The 20,490-nt window shown below is 70.2% G+C and carries 22 protein-coding genes and 1 CRISPR repeat array; of the genes, 10 read left to right on the top strand and 12 right to left on the bottom strand.

Annotation, left to right across the window (positions count from 1 at the left end):
- Window positions 1–9: 9 nt before the first annotated feature.
- The 5 genes from ACFYL4_RS05520 to ACFYL4_RS05540 form a co-directional block, all read right to left on the bottom strand.
- Window positions 10–318, bottom strand: a complete 309-nt coding sequence (locus tag ACFYL4_RS05520) for a type II toxin-antitoxin system prevent-host-death family antitoxin (RefSeq protein ID WP_387516658.1) — start codon at window positions 316–318, stop codon at window positions 10–12.
- Window positions 319–542: 224 nt separating this feature from the next.
- Window positions 543–837: direct repeats of the CRISPR family, unit length 28 nt; unit sequence GGTCCATCCCCGCGTGCGCGGGGAGCAG.
- 343 nt (window positions 838–1,180) lie between these two features.
- On the bottom strand, window positions 1,181–1,531 hold the full coding sequence (locus tag ACFYL4_RS05525) for a hypothetical protein (protein WP_357762724.1): 351 nt from the start codon (window positions 1,529–1,531) through the stop codon (window positions 1,181–1,183).
- 137 nt (window positions 1,532–1,668) lie between these two features.
- A complete protein-coding gene (locus ACFYL4_RS05530) occupies window positions 1,669–2,211 on the bottom strand; it encodes an ATP-binding protein (protein WP_387516660.1) in 543 nt (180 codons plus the stop codon).
- Between the two features lie 99 nt (window positions 2,212–2,310).
- A complete protein-coding gene (locus ACFYL4_RS05535; RefSeq protein ID WP_387516662.1) occupies window positions 2,311–2,631 on the bottom strand; it encodes a hypothetical protein in 321 nt (106 codons plus the stop codon).
- Complete coding sequence (locus tag ACFYL4_RS05540; RefSeq protein ID WP_387516664.1) at window positions 2,631–3,173, bottom strand: ATP-binding protein; 543 nt, start codon at window positions 3,171–3,173, stop codon at window positions 2,631–2,633. Before ACFYL4_RS05540 ends, ACFYL4_RS05535 begins: the two co-directional genes overlap by 1 nt.
- A 761-nt stretch (window positions 3,174–3,934) precedes the next feature.
- Between ACFYL4_RS05540 and ACFYL4_RS05545 the strand changes: the two genes are divergently transcribed.
- The 6 genes from ACFYL4_RS05545 (at window position 3,935) to ACFYL4_RS05570 (ending at window position 6,402) form a co-directional block, all read left to right on the top strand.
- Window positions 3,935–4,675, top strand: a complete 741-nt coding sequence (locus ACFYL4_RS05545) for a DUF5753 domain-containing protein (protein WP_387516666.1) — start codon at window positions 3,935–3,937, stop codon at window positions 4,673–4,675.
- Window positions 4,672–4,872, top strand: a complete 201-nt coding sequence (locus ACFYL4_RS05550; protein WP_387516668.1) for a DUF397 domain-containing protein — start codon at window positions 4,672–4,674, stop codon at window positions 4,870–4,872. The genes ACFYL4_RS05545 and ACFYL4_RS05550 overlap by 4 nt, the downstream gene beginning before the upstream one ends.
- A 228-nt stretch (window positions 4,873–5,100) precedes the next feature.
- Window positions 5,101–5,292: a DUF397 domain-containing protein gene (locus ACFYL4_RS05555; RefSeq protein WP_387516670.1), complete on the top strand. Its 192-nt coding sequence runs from the start codon at window positions 5,101–5,103 to the stop codon at window positions 5,290–5,292.
- A gap of 211 nt (window positions 5,293–5,503) precedes the next feature.
- Window positions 5,504–5,698, top strand: coding sequence for a DUF397 domain-containing protein (locus ACFYL4_RS05560; protein WP_387516672.1), 195 nt, complete (start codon window positions 5,504–5,506; stop codon window positions 5,696–5,698).
- Window positions 5,699–5,813: 115 nt separating this feature from the next.
- Window positions 5,814–6,089, top strand: a complete 276-nt coding sequence (locus ACFYL4_RS05565; protein ID WP_387516674.1) for a type II toxin-antitoxin system RelE/ParE family toxin — start codon at window positions 5,814–5,816, stop codon at window positions 6,087–6,089.
- Entirely contained in the window at window positions 6,082–6,402 is a 321-nt protein-coding gene (locus tag ACFYL4_RS05570; protein WP_357762701.1) for a helix-turn-helix transcriptional regulator, read from the top strand. Before ACFYL4_RS05565 ends, ACFYL4_RS05570 begins: the two co-directional genes overlap by 8 nt.
- A gap of 181 nt (window positions 6,403–6,583) precedes the next feature.
- Here ACFYL4_RS05570 and purL read toward each other — a convergent pair whose 3' ends face one another.
- The 5 genes from purL to purS all read right to left on the bottom strand — a co-directional run bounded on the left by purL (window position 6,584) and on the right by purS (window position 11,608).
- Window positions 6,584–8,878 (bottom strand): phosphoribosylformylglycinamidine synthase subunit PurL, encoded by a 2,295-nt coding sequence (gene purL, locus ACFYL4_RS05575; protein WP_387516676.1) that lies wholly within the window; start codon window positions 8,876–8,878, stop codon window positions 6,584–6,586.
- An 82-nt stretch (window positions 8,879–8,960) separates the two neighbouring features.
- Window positions 8,961–9,491 (bottom strand): hypothetical protein, encoded by a 531-nt coding sequence (locus tag ACFYL4_RS05580; RefSeq protein WP_357762695.1) that lies wholly within the window; start codon window positions 9,489–9,491, stop codon window positions 8,961–8,963.
- 42 nt (window positions 9,492–9,533) lie between these two features.
- Window positions 9,534–10,223, bottom strand: coding sequence for a phosphoribosylformylglycinamidine synthase subunit PurQ (gene purQ, locus ACFYL4_RS05585; protein ID WP_357762692.1), 690 nt, complete (start codon window positions 10,221–10,223; stop codon window positions 9,534–9,536).
- Between the two features lie 309 nt (window positions 10,224–10,532).
- On the bottom strand, window positions 10,533–11,012 hold the full coding sequence (locus ACFYL4_RS05590) for an ATP-binding protein (protein ID WP_357762689.1): 480 nt from the start codon (window positions 11,010–11,012) through the stop codon (window positions 10,533–10,535).
- Between the two features lie 353 nt (window positions 11,013–11,365).
- Window positions 11,366–11,608 (bottom strand): phosphoribosylformylglycinamidine synthase subunit PurS, encoded by a 243-nt coding sequence (gene purS / locus ACFYL4_RS05595; RefSeq protein WP_357762686.1) that lies wholly within the window; start codon window positions 11,606–11,608, stop codon window positions 11,366–11,368.
- A gap of 277 nt (window positions 11,609–11,885) precedes the next feature.
- On the opposite strand from purS, the gene ACFYL4_RS05600 reads away from it, so the two are divergent.
- The gene (locus tag ACFYL4_RS05600) at window positions 11,886–12,512 is read left to right on the top strand and encodes a sigma-70 family RNA polymerase sigma factor (RefSeq protein WP_387516679.1); all 627 of its coding nucleotides are present in this window, start codon (window positions 11,886–11,888) and stop codon (window positions 12,510–12,512) included.
- 368 nt (window positions 12,513–12,880) lie between these two features.
- Here the strand turns inward: ACFYL4_RS05600 and ACFYL4_RS05605 are convergent, their stop codons facing one another.
- Window positions 12,881–14,104, bottom strand: coding sequence for a CPBP family intramembrane glutamic endopeptidase (locus ACFYL4_RS05605; RefSeq protein ID WP_387516681.1), 1,224 nt, complete (start codon window positions 14,102–14,104; stop codon window positions 12,881–12,883).
- Between the two features lie 520 nt (window positions 14,105–14,624).
- Between ACFYL4_RS05605 and pdhA the strand changes: the two genes are divergently transcribed.
- From pdhA to ACFYL4_RS05620, 3 genes are read left to right on the top strand one after another with little or no spacing between them, the layout of a single operon-like run.
- Window positions 14,625–15,740 (top strand): pyruvate dehydrogenase (acetyl-transferring) E1 component subunit alpha, encoded by a 1,116-nt coding sequence (gene pdhA / locus ACFYL4_RS05610; RefSeq protein ID WP_387516683.1) that lies wholly within the window; start codon window positions 14,625–14,627, stop codon window positions 15,738–15,740.
- A gap of 3 nt (window positions 15,741–15,743) precedes the next feature.
- Window positions 15,744–16,724, top strand: a complete 981-nt coding sequence (locus ACFYL4_RS05615) for an alpha-ketoacid dehydrogenase subunit beta (RefSeq protein WP_387516685.1) — start codon at window positions 15,744–15,746, stop codon at window positions 16,722–16,724.
- Window positions 16,725–16,743: 19 nt separating this feature from the next.
- The gene (locus tag ACFYL4_RS05620; protein ID WP_387516687.1) at window positions 16,744–18,189 is read left to right on the top strand and encodes a dihydrolipoamide acetyltransferase family protein; all 1,446 of its coding nucleotides are present in this window, start codon (window positions 16,744–16,746) and stop codon (window positions 18,187–18,189) included.
- 286 nt (window positions 18,190–18,475) lie between these two features.
- Here the strand turns inward: ACFYL4_RS05620 and ACFYL4_RS05625 are convergent, their stop codons facing one another.
- Entirely contained in the window at window positions 18,476–20,449 is a 1,974-nt protein-coding gene (locus ACFYL4_RS05625) for a serine hydrolase domain-containing protein (RefSeq protein ID WP_387516689.1), read from the bottom strand.
- Window positions 20,450–20,490: the final 41 nt, after the last annotated feature.

A 20,490-nucleotide genomic window follows, 5' to 3' on the forward strand; every position in this document is an offset into this window, starting at 1 on the left:
AGAACTCGCTCACTGACCCAGCTCGTCCGCGCTCAGACCGATCCGGCGCATGACCTCGTCGAAGGGCACGGTCGTGGACCGCCCGGCATCGATGTCGGCCAGACGTTCGGCGGCGATGCGAGCGTCACGTTCGTCCAACAGCTCCTCGTAGTGCTCGACCATGTCGGCCGGGACGATCGCTGCGGCTCGCTGGTGGCGACGGCCACGGGTGACGAAGGTGACCTCCCCGCCGTAGACAGCGCGGTTGACCCGATCGGAGAAGTGATTGCGGGCCTCGGTCACGGACAGCTCGTGCGCATCGCTGGTATCAGTACCCATGGCTCCCATCGTGCCCATTTGAACGCCAACATGGCGTAGTTGGTGTTCTTGGCGCGAATGCTCAATCCAGTGCGGCGGCCCAGGGGCCGACACCCACACGCCCGTGCATCCCTCACGAGGCCAGGACAACGCTGGTGTGTCAGTGACGCACCCGCTACCGTCACCCCACTCCGAACGCGTACACGAGCGCCCGCTGGCCCGTGTATGTCCTGCTTTGTTGAGCTGGGTCCATCCCCGCGTGCGCGGGGAGCAGTACGGGCCTGGGCGACGAGCGTGCCCTCCTCCAGGGTCCATCCCCGCGTGCGCGGGGAGCAGCCTCTGGCACGAAACCCAGCCGGAGGACGTGGAGGGTCCATCCCCGCGTGCGCGGGGAGCAGGATTGCCGCTCGCGGGTCCGGGGGCGGGGTCATCACCGGGCTCATCGACTGGAGGTCCATCCCCGCGTGCGCGGGGAGCAGCTGATCTGCCACGAGTGCGGCCAGGAGTGGCAGGGTCCATCCCCGCGTGCGCGGGGAGTAGACTCTTCGACCTGGTAACTTACCAGCGGCAAGTGGCCGTTTTTCCAACTTCTCGGAATACGGACACTGGAAACATACGGACAGCAATCTCCATAGGGCTCAGCGTTTCCCGAATCTGCGTCGGTTGGATGTCTTGCTTCGGACGGACCGGGACTCCTTGGGACCGTACATCAGGACCGACCTTCCCAGCGTGCCGATTTCACCACTGGTCAGCGTTCGGCCGCCCCACCGACAGCTGGTCGCGGACCTCAACTGCGACGACGGACGCTACACACAGCGCATGGACCCGTCCCAGAACGTGCGTGGGGCCCGGCGCATACCGGGCCCCGCTTGTGGTTGTCGGGTTAGATCGGGATGCCGATGTCGGGGGCCAGGCTCGCTCCGAGGGTTTCCATGGCGGTCTGTCCGAGGAGGAGAACGGCTCCGAGCGCGGTGGCGGGCCAACCCCACCAGCGGCGGGGTGCCCGGTGGCGGCCCCGGGTGCGTGCGGCGGGCTGTGGTTCTGTCTCGGGTTCAGCCCGAGCGTGAGCGGCGGCCTGTCGGGCTTCGCGGGCCTTCTGTTCGCGGTGTTGACGGGCGACCTTGACCCAGTGCGGCACCGGGCCATGTTGGAGCATGTAGGCCACTCGGGGGTTGCCGTGCATCTGGCGCAGCAGGCGTTCCTGGCGTTCCTCGTGGGTCTCCTCCCAGGGCATCTCCGAACGGGTTGCCTCCGCTTGGGGTGCCTTCGGCGGAACGGGGAGAGCCCGGAGCGGACGCCCGGCCGGTCGGGTGAAGCGGTGGCCTCGGGGTGCGGTCAGGACCGACCGCACCTGGGCGCTGACGTGCGCCGTCATCGGGTTCCCCCAGCGGTGGCCGAGGCCGGGAGGGTGAACTCGGCCCAGATGACGGTGCCCAGCCCTTGGCAGAAGGGGAAGTCCAGCACGGGCCGGAACCCCCACCGGGACGCGAGGTGGCCGACCATCAGCAGGCCTCGGCCGCGTTCGGCCTGCTCCCAGTCCTTGCGGGTGCGCCTGCGCGGGACCCTCGGGAGGGAGTCGGTGGTGGTGTCGGTGCGGGTGCCGTCGTCGATGATCGACACCCTCACCAGGCCCGGGACCGGTGTCTCCAGGGTGCGGACCACCCGGCCTTCGGGGTCCCGTCCGGAGCGGGAGTGCTCGCAGGCGTTAGCGAACATCTCGCTCACGCACAACACCATCTCCTCCCTCACCTCGGACGGGAGGGTGAGCAGGCGGTTGAGGTCGGTGTTCAGGTCGGTCCGGACTCGGCTGGTGTGGGAGAGCTGTCCGGGGTAGACCCGGCACTCCCACCGGTGCCCGCCGGAGGGAGGGTTGTTCGTGTGGTTCAGGGCAGGGGTGTGCGGCACAATGGCCATGTCGGCAAACTCATCTCTTGAACGGGTGTGGGTTGTCGGCCTGCTCTGGGGGTGTTGTCGCACCCGCCAGAGCCTTTTCATGAACGCCTTGGTCAGGCTTCAGGCGGCGGTCGGGGGTTCCGGGTCGTCGTTGTGATCGGCGCGGTGACGCTGGGAGAGCAGCCGGGACCCCGGTACCGGCCTGTTCCCAGGAATCCGGGTGGGGGCGGGGTAGTCATGTACCGCCTGGTCGATCAACTGCATGGCCCGTTCGGCGTCGCCTTCTTCGCGGGCGATCCGCAGCGCCTCCTGGATCAGGGGGATGCGGTTGCGCAGGGTGTGGTTGTGCCACACGTCCTCCTGCGCGGGAGTCAGGTGTGCGGGTGCGGTGAGGGCGTTTTCGGCGCTTTCGAGCAGGTCCCTGGTGTCGATGTCCAACATCAGCACTCCACCTCGTTCTTGAGGAATTTTTCGGTGTCTTCGGTGTCGATCTGCATCCACGGGTTGTCCGTGAGGTCGTAGGCCAGGAAGAACCACACCTGCCGGAACTTGGGGTCCCCGTTGTCGCCCCACCGGTCCGCCAACGCGTCGATCAGCGCCAACCCCCGACCCGTCGCGGTTCCGGCTTCGATGTCGGCGAACGTGGCGGCGGTGGAGTTGCCCTTCTCCTGCGGGAGACGGCTGCCCCGGTCGCGGCAGATCAACGTCATCCCCTTAGCACCCCGATCCACCGTCAACGTGTACGTACTGCCGCGTTCACTGGACTTGCTGTGGGCGATGGCGTTGTTCGCCAACTCCGATCCGAGCAGGGTGAACAGGAACTGGTACTCCTCACACCGTTCGGCGGCGCTGGTGTCCAGGAATGCGCGGACCAAGGGCATGAGTCCGGGGAGTCCGGCGAAGGAGTACTGCCGCTTCCGGTAGGGCGGGCCGACGGTGCGGGAGAAGTAGTGCGAGTGGAACGGCTTGATGAAACTCGCCACCGGAGCCACCACCTCACGGCGAGCAAGCTCAGGGGAGAACGGCGGAGCGGGCCTCACGGGACCACCACCAAACGCCGCAACCCAGCGAGCACGGCCCGCAGGACCTCCACCGGGACCGCGTCGATCGGCCGCCGGGGAGAAGGGACCACCGGGACCCAAGAGCGGGACGGGTGGTGGCGGCGAGGGTTCGCGGCAAAAGCCCGCACACGGGCCGCCTGCCGGGGACGACGATGACGTATCGCCTCGGAAGCGAGGTAGCGCGTACACGCCAGCTCGCAGAGTTTCAGGTAACGGGGCGCCATCAGCGCACACCTCCTGGTAGTAGGGGCCACTGGATGAAGGCGGCGCAGGGCCGGACCTGGGGGGACCGGCCTCCTCCAGCAGTGAGGGGGACCAACGGGAGGATGGCGAGCAACTTGTCCCAGATGTCAGAGGTATCGTCGGGCATGGCAGCGCTCCCTTTGATCGCAGCGTTGGCCAAGCCCCAGGCGTGCCAGGCCTCAGGGCTTCTTGACGTCCTTGAAGGAGGTTCAAGTGTCACCCTTCACACCCTAAAAAGCAATCTGCTTTCGTATTTTGCTTTGACTGTCTGCTAGGGCAGACTGCCGAACAGGACATATGGCATCCTTGGGCCCATGACCAGCACGACACAGGGCCCGACTGTGGCCCGATGGGTCCTCGCACGCGAGCTGCGTAGGCTCCGTGGGGACCGATCCCCCGCCGATGTCGTCCGGCCGCTCCGCGCGCAGCAAACGTCTCTCATGCGCTGGGAAGACGGAGGCCCCGCCGGGCAAGTCCCCGGTGTCGCCCGCCTGGAAGGGCTGCTGCGGGTCTACGAAGTCAGCGAGAGCGAAGCCGCGCGGCTGATGGCGCTTCGGGAGATCGCTCGCACTCCCGGATGGTGGCAAGGCCACGACGTCCAGAAACCGTACGGCACGTTTATCGGGCTTGAAGATGCTTCGAACGAGATCAGTTCGTTCGAGCAGTCCTTCGTGCCTGGGCTACTCCAGACTGAGCGGTACTCACGCGCGGTGACGCTCGCAGCCCATGCGCCTTCCCGAGTGCCGATCGAGGACATCACGGACCGCGTGGCGGTTCGTCTGCGAAGGCAGCAGCGCTGGGCCGAGCGGCGAACACCCCACCTCTGGGCCATCGTGGGTGAGACCGCGCTCCGAACCCTGGTGGGCGGGCCCGACATCATGCGCGAGCAACTCGACCACCTGCTCACCCTCGCAGATCAGCACGACATACTGACCTTGCAAGTGCTCCCGTTCTCGGCCGGGGCACACGCCGCGACGGAGCTCGCGAGTTTCGCCATCCTCACAGTTAAGGAGGCTGAACTTTCGAGTGTCTATCTCGAAGGACCGACGTCCGACTTCTTCATGGATTCCCCCGAGGACCTCGGTACCTACCGCCGTGTTTTCGAGCACCTGCGCAAAGCGGCGATGAATTCGTCCGACTCCCGGGCGCTGATCACTGAAATTCTGGAAGGGCTCACATGAGCACGCACACCTCTACACCCGCTGCCCTGGTTTTCCGTACTTCCTCATACAGCGGCAGTGCTGGGAACTGCGTCGAGGTCGCAGACCTCGCCGGAGTGTCGGCTGTGCGCGACACTCAGAACCGCAGCTTGGGGCACATCCTGTTCCCCGGCCGCGAGTGGGCCGCTCTGCTCTCCACAGCCCGCACCGAGGAGTAACTGCCGGGAAGCAAACAGGCCCTCAGCTCATGCACGTGCTGGGGGTCTTCGCTGCGCTTTCCTGAAAGCGCGCGCACTGTACTTCCCCGGCCTGCACGGGGGAAGCAGCATGGGCTGTCCGCAGCCGGACAGGGGTTCGGGACGTTCTCCTCTGAGCAGTGGCCCGAAGGTGGGCAGGACAGTGTGTGAGTCAATCCGTGTCTCCCACCCCCAGCGGAGGTCCCACACATGCATCCCCACACCACCGAACTCACCTTCCGCAAGTCCAGCTACAGCGGTGCGTCCCAGAACTGCGTGGAGGTCGCCGACCTCCCCGGTGAGCACCTGGTCCGTGACACCCAGAACCGGGATCTCGGCACGTTGGGGTTCGCCGGGCCCGAGTGGTCCGCTGTCCTCGGCGCCATCCGCGCCGACCAGTAGACCCCTGGGAAGCAAACAGGCCCTCCGCTCTGGCCGGGGGCCTGTTGCACCTGAGCGCTCTGTTACAGAGCGTCCTCCCTCGTACCAGCAAAGCGCTCCTCGCGAAGCGTTACCTTCGGCTCCTAGGGACGTTTTCCTCTAAGCGCGGGTCCCGTTTTCGGGAAGGACTCTGTATGCGTCAGTGTCCCCACCCCCAGCGGAGGTCCCACCCATGCACCCCCACACCAACGAACTCACCTTCCGCAAGAGCAGCTACAGCAGCGCGACCGGCCAGAACTGCGTGGAGATCGCCGACCTCCCCAACGGTGCCGCCGTTCGTGACACCCAGAACCGGGAGCTTGGCGCTCTGGGGTTCGCCGGTCCGGAGTGGGCCGCCGCCCTCGGCGCCATCCGCGCCGACCAGTAAGACTCAAGGACGTGGTGGGCGCCTTCGCACCTGAGTGCTCGCAGTGGAACATCCGGTGCGAGTCCACCCCGAACTGACTGCGCTTCGTTACACACGACCATGAAGGGACACCGCAGTGCTGGAACGGAACGGGCCAGCGGAGGGACGCCCCCTGGTGGACACGGTCGCCGGATCGATCATGGCCAACCTCAAGGAGCTACGACCGGGTTCGGCCGCTGGTAGCGAGGTACGCGTTCTGTTCGCCTTCGATCCCTGGCGGTCGGCGATCCTCCTCGTGGCCGGTGACAAGTCCGGACACTGGAGAAGGTGGTATCGCGTGGCTGTTCCCGAGGCGGAGCGCCTCTACGGGAAGTATCTGAAGGAACGTGAGGGGAGGCCGACTGATGGGTGACTATCTGAGCTGGCGGGACAGCGGGCACCTGGAACGGGCGGTGGCCGGGGCGGGCGGGGACGAGGCCTTCGAGGAGGGTGTGGCCCGCCTGCGGGACCGGGCGCAGGCCTGGCGCCTGGTGGAGATGCGCAAGCACCGGGGGATGAGCCAGTCCCAGGTGGCCGAACGGATGGGGGTGTCGGTCGCCAGGGTCTCGCAGATCGAGTCCGGCGACGTCTCCACGCGCGACGTCCTCGACCGCTACGTCTCGGCTCTCGGCGGAACGTTGATGATCATCGCGGACTTCGGGGACGAGCAGCTCAAGGTCGGCTGAGCCGTGGTCCGGTCGCCCGGAGAACGCGAAGGTGGACGCCCACGGGAGCTCCGTCGGGCGTTCCCGCCTCCGACCGGCCACAGCGGTGCCCCGCACGAGAATGGGCAGAGGCTGGTGTGCGGAGCCCCCGGAAACGAAAGGAGGCGCCCCTGGCGGGGCGCCTCCTCACACGCGTCGTCGACTACACGCCGTCCATCAGGGCGGGCAGCGTCCGCTCGTAGGTGGACCGCAGCTCGTCCAGGCCGACCTCCAGCACACCGCCCGGGTGGCTCACTGACAGGCTGTCGCCGCCGACCGTGCCGATCTGGGCGACGGGCACGCCGTGCTGGTCGGCCAGGGCCACGAAGGCCTCCTCCTGACCGGGCCGCACCGCGACGATCGCGCGGGCGGCGGACTCGCTGAACAGCGACGTGAAGGCGTCGCCGTCCACCTCCACCCGCAGGCCGCGGCGCCCGCGCAGGGCCGCCTCGGCCAGGGCGACGGCCAGGCCGCCGTCCGACAGGTCGTGCGCCGCCACGGCGAGGCCCTGTTCGGCGGAGGAGGCCAGCACCTCGGCGAGGGAGGCCTCGGCGGGCAGGTCGACCTGGGGCGGCAGTCCGCCCAGGTGCCCGTGGACGGTGTCGGCCCAGGCGGAGCCGCCGAACTCGGCGCGGGTCTCGCCCAGCAGGAACACGCGGGAGCCGTCGGTGTCGAAGCCCGAGCGCAGGCGGGTGTTGACGTCGTCGATCACGCCGAGCACACCGATCACCGGGGTCGGGTTGATCGCGACGTCGCCGGTCTGGTTGTAGAAGCTGACGTTGCCGCCGGTCACCGGGGTGCCGAGCTGTTGGCAGGCGTCGGCCAGCCCGCGGGTGGTCTCCGCGAACTGCCACATGACCCCGGAGTCCTCCGGCGAACCGAAGTTGAGGCAGTTGGTGACGGCGAGCGGCCGCGCGCCGGTGGCCGCGACGTTGCGGAACGCCTCGGCGTACGCCAGCTGGGTACCCGTGTACGGGTCCAGGCGGGTGAACCGGCCGTTGCCGTCGGTGGCCAGCGCCACGCCCCGGTCGGAGTCGTCGGCGATCCGGATCATGCCGGAGTCGTGCGGGGTGGACACGACCGTGTCGCCGCGCACGTAGCTGTCGTACTGCTGGGTGACCCAGGTGGGGTCGCACACGCCGGGGGCGCCCAGGACCCTCAGGAGCTGCTCGCGCAGTTCGGCGTCGCCCTCGGGGCGGGGCAGCTTCGCGGCGTCGTCGGCCTGGAGGGCGTCCTGGCTGTCGGGGCGGGCGTAGGGGCGCTGGTAGACCGGGCCCTCGTCGGAGGCGGTCCGGGGCGGCATGTCCACCACGGTCTCGCCGTGCCAGGTCATCACCAGACGTCCGCCGCGCTCGGCCTCCTCGGCAGTGACGTCGGTGACCTCGCCGATCTCGGTGGCGACGATGCCCCACTTGTCGCAGACCGCGAGGAAGTCGTCCATCTTGGCGGGCTCGACGATCGCCATCATGCGCTCCTGCGACTCACTCATGAGGATCTCCTCGGGAGTGAGCCGGTGGTCGCGCAGTGGGACCCGGTCCAGCTGGATGTTCATGCCGCCGGTGCCGCCCGCGGCCAGCTCGGTGGTGGCGCAGGAGACGCCCGCCGCGCCGAGGTCCTGGATGCCCACCACCATGTCCTGGGCGTACAGCTCCAGGCTGCACTCGATGAGCAGCTTCTCCATGAACGGGTCGCCGACCTGCACGCTGGGCCGCTTGGCGTGCGACTCGTCGTCGAAGGTGGCGCTGGCCAGCACCGAGGCGCCGCCGATCCCGTCGGGGCCGGTGGTGGAACCGAACAGGACCACCTTGTTGCCGGGGCCGGGGGCCTGGGCCAGCTTGATGTCCTCGTGCTTCATCACACCCACGCACAGGGCGTTGACCAGCGGATTGCCGATGTACCCGGCGCCGAAGCCGATCTCGCCGCCGATGTTGGGCAGACCCAGGCAGTTGCCGTAGAACGAGATGCCCGAGACCACTCCGGGCAGCACGCGCTTGGTGTCGTCGGCGTCGGCGGGGCCGAAGCGCAGCGCGTCCATCACGGCGACCGGGCGGGCGCCCATGGTGAGGATGTCGCGGACGATGCCGCCCACACCGGTGGCCGCGCCCTGGTGCGGCTCGACGTAGGAGGGGTGGTTGTGCGACTCGATCTTGAACGTGACCGCCCGTCCGTCGCCGACGTCCACCACGCCCGCGTTCTCGCCCATGCCGACCAGAAGAGCGTCGTTCTCGGGGGCCTTCTCCCCGAACTGCCGCAGGTGCACCTTGGACGACTTGTAGGAGCAGTGCTCGCTCCACATCACCGAGTAGATGGCCAGCTCGGCGGAGGTGGGTCGGCGGCCCAGGATCTCGCGGACCCGCTCGTACTCGTCCTTGGCCATGCCCAGTTCGGCGTACGGCTGGGGTGTGTCCGGGCTGTCGGTCGCCGTGGCGACGGTGTCGAGGCCGGGTGCTTCAGACATGCGGTGGTTCCGTTCGGGTGTCGCGGATTGCGCGGAGAGGGTGGAGGCCGAGCCTTGGCTGTGTCCGCCGCCCGGCACCGGGTCAGTCTGCGGACGGGCTCGCGTTGCCGAGCATGAGCACCGGCACGGCGTCGGAGTCGTCGGCGGTGGAGTCGGCCACCAGGGTCGTCTCGTCGGTGAGGACGGTGTCCACGAGCGGGACGTCGTCGGAGGACTCGGTCCCCGGCGGAAGCACCGGGTTCCAGCCGTGGTCGGTCAGGTGCTCGTACACGGCCCGGACGGCCTCCCGGGGGTCTCCGTCGAGCTCCTCGCCGTCCTCACCGCCGATCGTGACGAGGCGGAAGCACTGCCCCTGGGCGCACTGCGCCTCGTCCTCGTCGACGTAGGTGAACCCGGGGGGCGGACTGCCGAGCGCGTCGACGTCCGGAGGGGGCTGGGCGCCCTGCTGCCCGGGGCCGGGCTGCCCCTGCGCCCCCTGGCCGTTACCGGGGGAGACGACGGGGGGCGAGTTGAACGACTGGAAGAGGCCGATGGCCCCGGAGACCACGAGGCCGACCACGACCAGGCCCACCAGTACGTACAGCAGCTTCCGCGAGCGCAGCAGCGCCATCATCGCGAGGATGTCCCCCTGTCGGGTGCGTCGGTTCGGTGCGGGTCAGGCCCGGGCCGGAGCGGCCAGGTGACCGAGGATGGAGGTGAAGAAGCCCAGTCCCTCGGTGGAGGGTCCGGTGAGCGCCTCCACGGCGTGCTCGGGGTGCGGCATCAGCCCGACCACGTTGCCGTGCTCGTTGGTGACGCCCGCGATGTCGCGCCGCGAGCCGTTGGGGTTGTCCCCGACGTAGCGGGCGATGACCCGGCCCTCGGACTCCAGCTGGTCGAGGGTCTCCTCGTCGGCGACGTAACTGCCCTCGCCGCTCTTGAGGACGACCAGGATCTCCTGGCCCTCGTCGTAGCCGTTGGTCCACGCGGTCCGGGTGTTCTCCATCCGCAGGACCTGGTCGCGGTTGACGAACCGCAGCGAGGAGTTGCGGGTGAGGGCACCGGGGAGCAGGTGGCTCTCGCACAGGATCTGGAAGCCGTTGCAGATGCCCAGGACCGGCAGTGCGCCCGAACGCGCGGCCGGGACCAGCTCGGACATCAGCGGGGCGAACCGGGCGATGGCGCCGCAGCGGAGGTAGTCCCCGTAGGAGAAGCCGCCGGGCAGGACCACCGCGTCGACCCCCTTGAGGTCGCTGTCCGCGTGCCAGAGCGCGACGGGTTCGGCACCCGCCAGGGAGACCGCGCGAGCGGCGTCCTTGTCGTCAAGGGAGCCTGGGAAGGTGACGACGCCCACACGGGCTGTCATGAGCACACTCCGAGTTGGTTGTTCGACGGGGAGGAGTCGGCGGACGGCCCGTCGCCGGGACCGGAAGGCAGCCTGGCGACGCGAGCGCGGAGGATTCCACGGAAAGCGCGCCCTACTCCCGCAGCGTACCCGCTCACCTGTGTTCGGGTACGACCCTCACCCCCTTCGAGGGGGTGACGACTGTGTGATCCTCCCAAGGAAGGCCCGTACGGGAGGGGTGCGGGTGTGCGACTCGACAGGTCGCGAGGCGTACGTCACTGGCGACCTGCGGCACGGAGGCGGGGCGGTCCGCGCTCTGGCAGCCGTGCCCTACAGCAGCACGAACCGCGGCGAGGAGCTTCCCCGCTCCGCGTCCGTCCGGTGGGCCGGATCGCAGGTGGTCACCCGTTTGCGCAGCGTCACCGTGGTGTGGGGTTCGATGTCCAGTCCCACCTCGTCCATGAGGTACCGCATCAGTGAGATGCCCCTGCCCGATTCCGACGTCAGACCCGGGAGGGGCGTGTGTTCCGAGGTGAACCTGCGTACGAGCGCCTCGGTGTCGGGTGCCCGTCCCGTCTGTGAGACGCGCAGCTCGCACCAGTGCGAGGCGAGGTCGACTCCCACCTCGTAGTCGGGGGAGGTCTCCCCGTGTTCGACGGCGTTGGAACAGGCCTCGGAGGCGGCCAGGAGCAGGTCGTCGACGCACTCGGCGCACAGGCCCGATCGGCGGAGCAGCGCGCCGAGGACGTCGCGTACGACGGCGACCGTGTACGCCTGCCTGGGGAGGGAGATCGAGAAAGCGGTGTCCATCCGTGCACCTCTCGTGCTCCGTGTCGGTGATCGGCTCGGCACGTCAGGAACCCTTCCCGGAGCCGCTCCGGGTAAAACGAACGGCCGCGCCCCCAAGGGGACGCGACCGCACATTCAGGACACTTCCGACACTCATGGAACCCAGGGAGCGGTGGGTACCGACCGATTTCGGCCCGGGTGACGTTCCCGCAGGTGAACGCGGGTGACCCATGGGTGTCTCGGGCGGTCCGGTGCTCCCCGGTGGTGCCGGTGGGTGCGGTCACCCCGGTGATCCGGTGGCCCGCGGTGACGCTGGGGCCGCTTCCGGCCAGCCCGGTGTGAGCACGAACCGGCGCCGGTTCCGGGGGTCGGGATCAGGCGGGACGGACCTCGAAGTCCTCGATCACGGTGTTGGCGAGCAGGGTCTCGGCCAGGCGCCGGACGTCGGCGAGCTTGGCCTCGTCCACCTCGCCCTCGACCTCGACCTCGAAGCGCTTGCCCTGGCGGACCTGTCCGATCCCCTCGAATCCGAGGCGGGGGCAGGCGCCGGCGATGGCCTGGCCCTGCGGGTCCAGGATCTCGGGCTTGAGCATGACGTCAACCACGACGCGGGCCACAGGTCCTCCACAGGAAAAATGGGTATGCCACTGGTCCGCCGTTCTGTCGGGCGCCTCGTTCGGACGCGCCTGGCGGGCGTCGCCAGCGTATGACACCCGGCGGCGGGCGCGCGTCCTGGCCAGGTGCCACGCGGGGTCTTTGCCCCGCCCTTGCCGGGGCGGGGGACGGATTGGAGGCTCCCGTGACCCGTATCACCACAATTGATGTCATCATTGGCAGCGTGTGGCGGCGTCTTACAGGGTGGAAGTGATCGTTCGGTCGTCCCGAGGGGGAATCTTGACGACTCTCGAAAAGGATCAGATCTCCACGACCGGTGGGGCCCGTGACGAGGCGCAGACACTGGACTTCGCCACCGAGGTGACACCGTTCGCCGACCAGCTGTACCCGACGGCCCTGCGGATGACCCGCAATCCGGCCGACGCCGAGGACCTGGTCCAGGAGACCTTCGCCAAGGCCTTCGCGAATTTTCACCAGTTCCGTGCCGGAACCAATCTACGGGCCTGGCTTTACCGCATCCTGACCAACACCTTTATCAACAGCTATCGCAAGAAGCAGCGGGAACCGCGCCAGGAGACCACGGACGAGATCAAGGACTGGCAGCTGGCCGCGGCCGAGACGCACACCTCGTCCGGAATGCGCTCGGCCGAGACCGAGGTCCTGGACCACCTGCCCGACTCCGACATCAAGCAGGCCCTGGCCCGCCTTCCGGAGGAGTTCCAGGAGGTCATCTACCTCGTGGACATCGAGGGCTACGCCTACAAGGAGGTCGCCGCGCGCATGGGTACGCCTCTGGGCACCGTGATGTCCCGGCTGCACCGGGCGCGCCGCCAGCTCCGCGAGATGCTCGCCGACTACGGCCGTGAGCGCGGAATGCGCATACCCGCTCCCGCCGCGTCCGAGTAACCGGCCGGAGCCCGCGACCGACCGGCCGCGACCGTGGCCGGAACCGGTGCGCCGAAACGCCCCGCGCCGGAGCCCGGAGCGCACTCCGCGACATCGGAGACGGCTCCGGGAAAGGGGTGCGGATACGCTCCCGGACGGGCGTCGGTACACGCCCGGAGAACGACCGCGAACGCACCGGAAAACCGCGTGGAATGGCACCGAGGCCTCGTGCCCCAACGGCCCGTGTTGCGAGGGAATGGGCGGGCCCGCGCGGCCCGCGGCCCGAGTTCGCCCCACGCGCTCCGCCGCCACGGAAAAAGCACCGGAAACCCCCTCGGGAGGCGCCGGCGCATTCTCCGTCTTCGCGAACGGACGGGGCTTTCGCGGACTCAGGAACCGTGATCCGGCAGACGCCCGCCGCGGCCGCCAGCGCTCCCCGACGGAGCCGGTCCGCCCGGTCCCCAGGCGCCCGAGCCCGGAGCCCCGCCTCCCGCGCCCGCTGCCTCAACGCCGTCCCCCGTTCGGTGGCCCGCCTCCGCACCTGCGTTCGCACCCGGGGCGGACCCGCCGTACTCCGCCGGGGTGAGCGCGGGCCCGGTCCTCCGGGTGCGGAACCACACCACCGCCGTGATGGCGACGAGCAGCGCGCACGGCACCAGCATGGCGACCGACCCGGCGCCCGCCGACCGGTCGAAGCCCGCCGCGAAGTCGCTGCGCAGGACGACGCTGAGCAGGAAGGCGATCGTGTTGTTCACCGCGTGGATGACCACCGCGACCTCCAGGCCGCCCGTGCGCCAGGTGATCAGGCTCAGGGTGACGCCCATCGTGAAGTAGTAGACGTTGAGCCACGGGTCGAGCGCCAGGTGCGCCGTCATGAACAGCAGGCTCGACACGACCGCGCCCAGCACCAGCGCGGTGCGCGGCCCCCGGCCCCAGCTCGCGGCCACCCGGAACGCCAGACCCCGGAACCCGTACTCCTCGCCCGCCGACTGGAGGGGCGCCAGCAGCACCGTGAGGGCGAAGATCGCGACGAGGTCCCGGAACGGCCAGTCCGCCTCCGGCGTCGGGGTGAGCGCGGTGAACACGGCCATGTAGACCGTCCAGATCGGCAGGATCACCAGGAGCGCGCGACCGAAGACCTCCATGCGGAAGGCCGACAGCACGGAGTGCAGCGAGGCGCCGCGCACCCCGTACAGCCACCGCTGGATGAGCATGCTCCACGGCAGGAGCAGGACGAGGCCACCGAGGGTGCTGGCGTGCAGCACCGGCGTGTACTCGTCGCCGCCGAGCATGATGGTGTCGCGGCCCAGCATGAGGTCGACGAACAGCCCGACGAACGCGAAACCGAAGGTGAAGACCAGCATCCCGCCCATGAGGAGCGCGAGCGCGGCGATCCCGCGCCACACCTGCCGCCGGTCCGTGGCGAGCACCTGGTGGTACTCGCGTCCCGGGGGAACCGGGCGCGGGCCGCGTCGGCGCGGTGCGGGGGCGCCCGGAGGCGGGGCCGCCCCGTGGGGGACCGCCCCCGGGGGCGCGGTGAACGGGCCGGGGGCGGAGGGGGCCGGATGTGCGTGGGCGGGGTGCGCTGGTGCGTGGTCGTCGTCGCGGTGCATGGTTCGAATCTAGGTCCGGCGGACGTCCGCGCGGCAGTCGCGCGCATCACGCGTTTTCGCTGCGAAACACATGGTCCGCCGTATGACAGGTGTCATCGGGTAGTGGGCGTCCGGTCCGGTGTTCCCCCGGCGTGTCCGGCGCGTCCGGCGTGTCCGGAGCGGGGCCCGTGTAGTGCCCCGCCCGTCCGCACCCGCCTCGTCCGGCGCCCGTCAGGTCCCTTGAGGCTCGTTCGCGTCCGCGTGGGGCGGCGGTCGGTCCTGTCGCGGACACGTTGCCACAAAGTAGTTGGAAGACCTTGTAAAAGCTAGGAAGCCCTGGTACTTGCGCTGTCGTCAGGGTCCGGGATCATGGTCGGGCAGGGGAAAAGGTGCCGCTGGGGGCTTGCGCTCTCCATAGTGAGTTCTGTCACGATATGGGGAGGGCTGTCCGCACCCGCCCAACACCCCGGGTGGACGGACCGTGATTCGGCCGACCAGCGTTCACCCACGCGAAGTCGGCCCCGAGAACCCGAGGAGCGACGTGTCGCACATCGCCGCGCACGAGGAACCGGAGCTCATTCAGCTCCTGACACCGGAAGGGGAGCTGACCGAGCACCCCGACTACCCCCTGGACATCAGCGCGGAGGAGATCCGCGCGCTCTACCGGGACCTGGTCCTGGTCCGTCGGGTCGACAGTGAGGCCGTCTCCCTCCAGCGCCAGGGCGAGCTGGGCCTGTGGGCCTCGCTGCTGGGCCAGGAGGCGGCGCAGATCGGCTCCGGCCGCGCGCTCCGCGACGGCGACATGGCCTTCCCCTCCTACCGCGAGCACGGCGTCGCCTGGTGCCGCGGGATCGAGCCCAAGGAACTCCTCGGCATGTTCCGCGGGGTCACCAACGGGGGCTGGGACCCGCACGAGCACGGCTTCCACCTCTACACGATCGTCATCGGCAGCCAGGCGCTGCACGCGACCGGCTACGCCATGGGCGTCCAGCGCGACGGCGCGGTCGGCGAGGACGGCAGCGCCGTCATCTCCTACTTCGGCGACGGGGCCACCAGCCAGGGCGACACCAACGAGGCGTTCAACTTCGCGTCGGTGAACAACGCCCCCGTGGTCTTCTTCTGCCAGAACAACCAGTGGGCCATCTCCGAGCCGCTGGAGCGGCAGTCCCGTGTGCCGATCTACCGGCGCGCGGCGGGCTTCGGCTTCCCGGGCGTGCGCGTGGACGGCAACGACGTCCTGGCGTGCCTCGCGGTCACCCGCGCCGCCCTCGACAACGCGCGCACCGGCCAGGGCCCCACACTGGTCGAGGCGTTCACCTACCGGATGGGCGCCCACACCACGAACGACGACCCCACCCGCTACCGGGACACGGCCGAGCTCGACGAGTGGAAGGCCAAGGACCCGATCCTGCGCGTGCGCCGGTACCTGGAGCTCAACGAGCTCGCGGACGAGGCGTTCTTCAACGCCGTGGACGAGGAGTCCGACCGGGTCGGCGAGACGGTGCGCACCCAGTGCCGCTCCATGGCCGACCCCGAGCCGCTGGACATCTTCCACGAGGTCTACGCCGACCCCCACGTCCTCATCGATCAGCAGCGGTCCGAGTTCGCCGACTACCTGTCCTCCTTCGAGGGCGCTGGCGCGGAAGGGGGCCGTTAGGCCATGGGCACCAACCTCACGATCGGCAAGGCCATCAACGCGGGCCTGCGCGCCGCCATGGAGCACGACCCGAAGGTCCTGGTCATGGGCGAGGACGTCGGCCGTCTCGGCGGCGTCTTCCGGGTCACCGACGGTCTGCACAAGGACTTCGGGGCCGACCGCGTCATCGACACCCCCCTCGCGGAGTCCGGCATCGTCGGCACCGCGATCGGCATGGCCCTGCGCGGCTACCGCCCGGTGGTGGAGATCCAGTTCGACGGCTTCTTCTTCCCGGCCGCCAACCAGACCTTCACCCAGCTCGCCAAGATGCGCCGGCGTTCGGCGGGCACCCTCAGCGTCCCCGTGGTCATGCGCATCCCCTACGGCGGCGGCATCGGCGCCGTGGAGCACCACAGCGAGTCCCCCGAGGCGTACTTCCAGCACACGGCCGGTCTGCGCGTGGTGAGCGTCGCCAACCCGGAGGACGCCTACTGGATGATCCAGCAGGCCATCCGTTCGGACGACCCGGTGATCTTCCTGGAGCCCAAGCGGCGCTACTACGAGAAGGCCGAGGTCGACACCGAGGCCTCCATCGCCGAGGCCACCCCGATGGGCGCCGCGCGCGTCGCCCGCCCCGGCACGGACTGCACGCTGCTGGCCTACGGCCCGATGGTCAAGACCGCCCTCCAGGCGGCCGAGGCCGACACCGACCACTCCATCGAGGTCATCGACGTGCGCTCGCTCGCGCCGGTCGACTACGCGACCATCACCGCGTCGGTGAAGCGCACGGGTCGTCTGGTGGTGGCGCACGAGGCCACGCTCACCGGCGGCCCCGGCGCGGAGATCGCCGCCCGGGTCACCGAGGAGTGCTTCTACCACCTGGAGTCGCCGGTCATCCGTGTGGCCGCGTTCGACACCCCCTACCCGCAGTCCCGGCTGGAGGAGCACTACCTGCCGGACCTGGACCGGGTCCTGGACGGCGTCGACCGGGCGTTCGCGTACTAGATCGGGGATACCGCAAGACATGGCGATTCAGAAGAGCACGCCCGCGGTCGACGGCGTGCACGCGTTCAAACTGCCCGACGTCGGTGAGGGCCTGGTCGAGGCCGAGCTCCTCACTTGGTACGTCAAGCCCGGTGACACCGTCGCCGACGGTCAGATGATCTGTGAGATCGAGACCGCCAAGGCCGTCGTGGAGCTGCCGTGCCCGTTCTCCGGGACGGTGCGGGAGCTGCTCGCGGCCGAGGGCGAGACGGTCGAGGTCGGTTCGGTGATCATCACCGTGGACGACGGCACCGGCGGATCTGGTGCCACCGACACCGACACCGGCACCGCCGACACCGGTGCCGGAGCTGACGGTGCCGGGAACGGTGCGGCCGGTGCCGAGGAGACCGAGGTCCGGGAGAAGCCCCTCGTGGGCTACGGCGAGAAGGCCGCCGCCACGCAGCGCCGCGCCCGCCGCCGCCCGACCCCGTCCGGTCCGGTGTCACCGCCGGTGCCCCGGTCCTTCGAGCCCGCTCCCGAGCCCGCTCCGGCCGCGGCGGCGCCCGCCCCCGTGACGGGGCGGCCGCTGGCCAAGCCCCCGGTCCGCAAGCTGGCCAAGGACCTCGGGGTCGATCTGGGCGCGGTCGCGCCCACCGGCAAGGGCGGGATCGTCACCCGGGAGGACGTGCGCGCCGCCGCCGGGGGCACCGCCGCGACGGCTCCTGCGGAGCCCGCCGCGACGCACACCGCCCCGCAGACGCCTCCGGCGACGGACCGTGCCGCCCGCGAGCGCCGCGTCCCGATCAAGGGCGTGCGCAAGCACACGGCCGCCGCCATGGTGAACAGCGCGTTCACCGCGCCGCACGTCACCGAGTTCCTCCAGGTCGACGTCACGAAGACGATGAAGGCGGTGGCCCGCCTGCGCGAGCGCCGCGACTTCGCGGACGTGCGGGTGTCGCCGCTGCTGTTGGTGGCCAAGGCCCTGCTCATGGCGGTGCGCCGCCACCCCGAGGTGAACGCCTCGTGGGACGAGGAGGCGCAGGAGATCGTGGTCAAGGACTACGTGAACCTGGGGATCGCGGCGGCCACCGAGCGCGGTCTGGTGGTGCCCAACATCAAGGACGCCGACGCGCAGACCCTGCCGGAGCTGGCGGCGTCCCTGAAGGCGCTGACCGACACCGCGCGGTCGGGCAAGACCAGCCCGGCCGACATGTCCGGCGGCACCATCACCATCACCAATGTCGGTGTGTTCGGCGTCGACGCCGGTACGCCGATCATCAACCCCGGTGAGGCGGCGATCCTCGCCTTCGGGCAGATCCGCGACATGCCGTGGGTGCACAAGGGCAAGCTGAAGATCCGCAAGGTGACGACCCTGTCGCTCTCGTTCGACCACCGCCTGGTCGACGGCGAGCTGGGCTCCAAGGTGCTGCGGGACATCGGCACCGCCCTGGAGGACCCGGAGCTGACCGCTCTGGCCTGGGGGTAGCCGAGCCGGGCTGACGGTGAGGGCCGGTGCGGTCGGGGGAGGTCCCGACCGCACCGGCCCTCGTGCGTCACCGCGCGCCCTCGTGTGTGGCGGCGCCGCGTCGTGTGTGGCGGGCCCGCCCCCAAGGGGGTGGGGGCGGGCCCTACTCGTTGGTGTTCCCGTTCCGGGGGTGTGACCAACCCTTGACCCCCCGCTTTTTCGCGTGCGGCGCCGCCGACCTGTCGGGACTCGGGGACATCCCAGCTCACCAGGGGTCGGTGGCGGGAACCCGGCGGGGGAGGGCGGTCTAGGAGAAGGGCCAGACCAGACCGTACTGGGTCCCCACCGCGATGACGGCCGCACCGGCGACCGGCAGCAGCGAGTAGTGCGCCCGGCGCACCGGGCCCCACCAGTCCCGCAGCCAGGCGGTCACGGCGAACCCGGCGGTGGCCAGGGTCAGCGGTACGGCCGCCCCCAGCGGCAGGCTCAGGATCACGGACCCGCCGAGCACCCACTCCTGGAGCCGGTTCGGGTCCAGGAGCGCGTAGACGACCAGGCCGACCCCGGCCAGGCAGGCCAGTGCGGTGAGACCGGCGGAGACGGCGGCGGCGACGTGCGCGGCGCCGCGCGGTCGGCGCAGCCGCACCGTGCCGCTCAGCAGGATCAGCAGGGACACGACGACGGTGGCCAGGTGCGCGCCGGGGCTGCCCCAGGCGTGCACCCGGTCGTAGCCGCTGGTGGGGTTGGCGTCCAGGTACAGCGCCACGGCGCGGTCGTCCTCCATGACGAACGCGAGCCGTTCACCGCTCTCCGGGGCCGTGAACACGCCGTCGCCCTCGGGGAGCCAGCGCTCCTCGGGGATGATGCCGCCCCGCACGCGCAGGGAGCCGTCCCCCGCGTCCCGCACGGTGACGTTGTCGAAGAGGGTGATGATCTGGCCGATGCCGGAGGTGGAGCGGCGGTTGGTGACGTAGTCGCCGGAGTAGGCGCCGAGGTCGCCCGCCTGCGTGTTCGCGGTGTCCGCCGCGTCCGTCGAACCGGCGTCGTCGGCGCCGCCACCCGCGCCGCCGGCACCTTCGGCGGCGCCCGAACCAGCCTCGGGCGCGGCGAACGTGTCGGTGAACGCGTTCAGCACCGCGAAGCGCAGGTCCAGGAGCGGGTTGGCTCCGGCGCCGGGCCCGGAGTCGTCTCCGTTGACCGACACGAACACCCCGGCGCCGATCTCCGGCACGACCAGGTAGCCGGAGTGGTAACCGTCGAGGTCACCGCCGTGGCCGACGACCCGGGGAGCGTCGCTCCGGAACTCGTAGGTGCCGTATCCCATGGCGTTGGCGCCCGGGTGGACCTCGAACCGGCGGTCGAGCATGGCCTCGGCCCACTCGGTGCCGAGCACGCGCTCGCCGTCCAGCTCGCCGCCTCCGAGCAGTGCCAGCATGAACCTCCCCATGTCGTCCTCGGTGGTCACCGCGGCCCCGGCGGGCACCAGCGGGATGTGCGGGTAGGGGGCGACGGTGCCGTCCGCCCGGTGCGAGGTGACCAGACCGGTCTCCTCGTGGAGCTGCTGGAAGCGGGAGCCGTCCATGCCCAGCGGCGTGAACACGTGGCGCCGTACGTACTCCTCGAAGGGCTCACCGCTGACCTCCTGCACCACGTATCCGGCCAGGGCGGTGCCGTAGTTGGAATAGGCGGCGTACCGGCCGGGCGGGAAGACGCGTTCGGGGACGGTCTCGCGCAGGAACTCCTCCAGGCCGCGCTGACCGGCGGGGTCCTCGGGGTCGTCCATCTCGGTGACCTCCTCGAACCCGGGGCTGTGGGTGAGCAGGTGGTGGAGGGTGACGGGATGGTCCTCGTACGCCTCGGGGAGACGCATGTCGTCGGGGAGGTAGGTGTTGACGTCCTCGTCGAGGTCCACCTCACCGCGTTCGGCGAGCTGGAGGACGGCCATGGCCGTGAACGACTTGGAGACCGACGCGGTGGGCAGGCCGTACGCCCCGGCGTCCATGGGGGTTCCGGCGGCGAGGTCGGCCGTGCCGTGCGCGGCGGTGGCCAGGGTGCGCCCGTCACCGACGACCGAGACCACCACGCCGGGCGCTCCGTGCCGTTCCAGCAGTTCCGGGACGCGTTCCTCGACGAACGCGCGGGCCGTCCGTTCGGTGGGTCCGGGAGAGGGGGGTGGAGGCTCCGCTGGCGCGGCGCTCGCCGCGGCGGGGGCCAGGGCCAGTCCGGCGGCGAGGGCGAGGCCGATCGGCGCGGTGAGGAGGCGGAGGGAGGATGCGGGCACGGTGGGCTCCAAGCGGGCTGTTCGGTGTCACCACCAACGCT

Origin of the sequence: Nocardiopsis sp. NPDC006938, assembly GCF_042869555.1 — a bacterium.
Classification (GTDB): Bacteria; Actinomycetota; Actinomycetes; order Streptosporangiales; family Streptosporangiaceae; genus Nocardiopsis.

What these genes read in the sequence shown, in the direction of transcription:
- ACFYL4_RS05590 (WP_357762689.1), bottom strand. Translation starts at nt 11,012, where the DNA reads ATGGACACCGCTTTCTCGATCTCCCTCCCCAGGCAGGCGTACACGGTC.
- ACFYL4_RS05520 (WP_387516658.1), bottom strand. Translation starts at nt 318, where the DNA reads ATGGGTACTGATACCAGCGATGCGCACGAGCTGTCCGTGACCGAGGCC.
- ACFYL4_RS05535 (WP_387516662.1), bottom strand. Translation starts at nt 2,631, where the DNA reads ATGTTGGACATCGACACCAGGGACCTGCTCGAAAGCGCCGAAAACGCC.
- purL (WP_387516676.1), bottom strand. Translation starts at nt 8,878, where the DNA reads ATGTCTGAAGCACCCGGCCTCGACACCGTCGCCACGGCGACCGACAGC.
- purQ (WP_357762692.1), bottom strand. Translation starts at nt 10,223, where the DNA reads ATGACAGCCCGTGTGGGCGTCGTCACCTTCCCAGGCTCCCTTGACGAC.
- ACFYL4_RS05550 (WP_387516668.1), top strand. Translation starts at nt 4,672, where the DNA reads ATGAGCACGCACACCTCTACACCCGCTGCCCTGGTTTTCCGTACTTCC.
- ACFYL4_RS05545 (WP_387516666.1), top strand. Translation starts at nt 3,935, where the DNA reads ATGCGCTGGGAAGACGGAGGCCCCGCCGGGCAAGTCCCCGGTGTCGCC.
- ACFYL4_RS05530 (WP_387516660.1), bottom strand. Translation starts at nt 2,211, where the DNA reads ATGGCCATTGTGCCGCACACCCCTGCCCTGAACCACACGAACAACCCT.
- ACFYL4_RS05555 (WP_387516670.1), top strand. Translation starts at nt 5,101, where the DNA reads ATGCATCCCCACACCACCGAACTCACCTTCCGCAAGTCCAGCTACAGC.
- ACFYL4_RS05615 (WP_387516685.1), top strand. Translation starts at nt 15,744, where the DNA reads ATGGGCACCAACCTCACGATCGGCAAGGCCATCAACGCGGGCCTGCGC.
- ACFYL4_RS05525 (WP_357762724.1), bottom strand. Translation starts at nt 1,531, where the DNA reads ATGCCCTGGGAGGAGACCCACGAGGAACGCCAGGAACGCCTGCTGCGC.
- ACFYL4_RS05620 (WP_387516687.1), top strand. Translation starts at nt 16,744, where the DNA reads ATGGCGATTCAGAAGAGCACGCCCGCGGTCGACGGCGTGCACGCGTTC.
- ACFYL4_RS05560 (WP_387516672.1), top strand. Translation starts at nt 5,504, where the DNA reads ATGCACCCCCACACCAACGAACTCACCTTCCGCAAGAGCAGCTACAGC.
- ACFYL4_RS05570 (WP_357762701.1), top strand. Translation starts at nt 6,082, where the DNA reads ATGGGTGACTATCTGAGCTGGCGGGACAGCGGGCACCTGGAACGGGCG.
- ACFYL4_RS05580 (WP_357762695.1), bottom strand. Translation starts at nt 9,491, where the DNA reads ATGATGGCGCTGCTGCGCTCGCGGAAGCTGCTGTACGTACTGGTGGGC.
- ACFYL4_RS05605 (WP_387516681.1), bottom strand. Translation starts at nt 14,104, where the DNA reads ATGCACCGCGACGACGACCACGCACCAGCGCACCCCGCCCACGCACAT.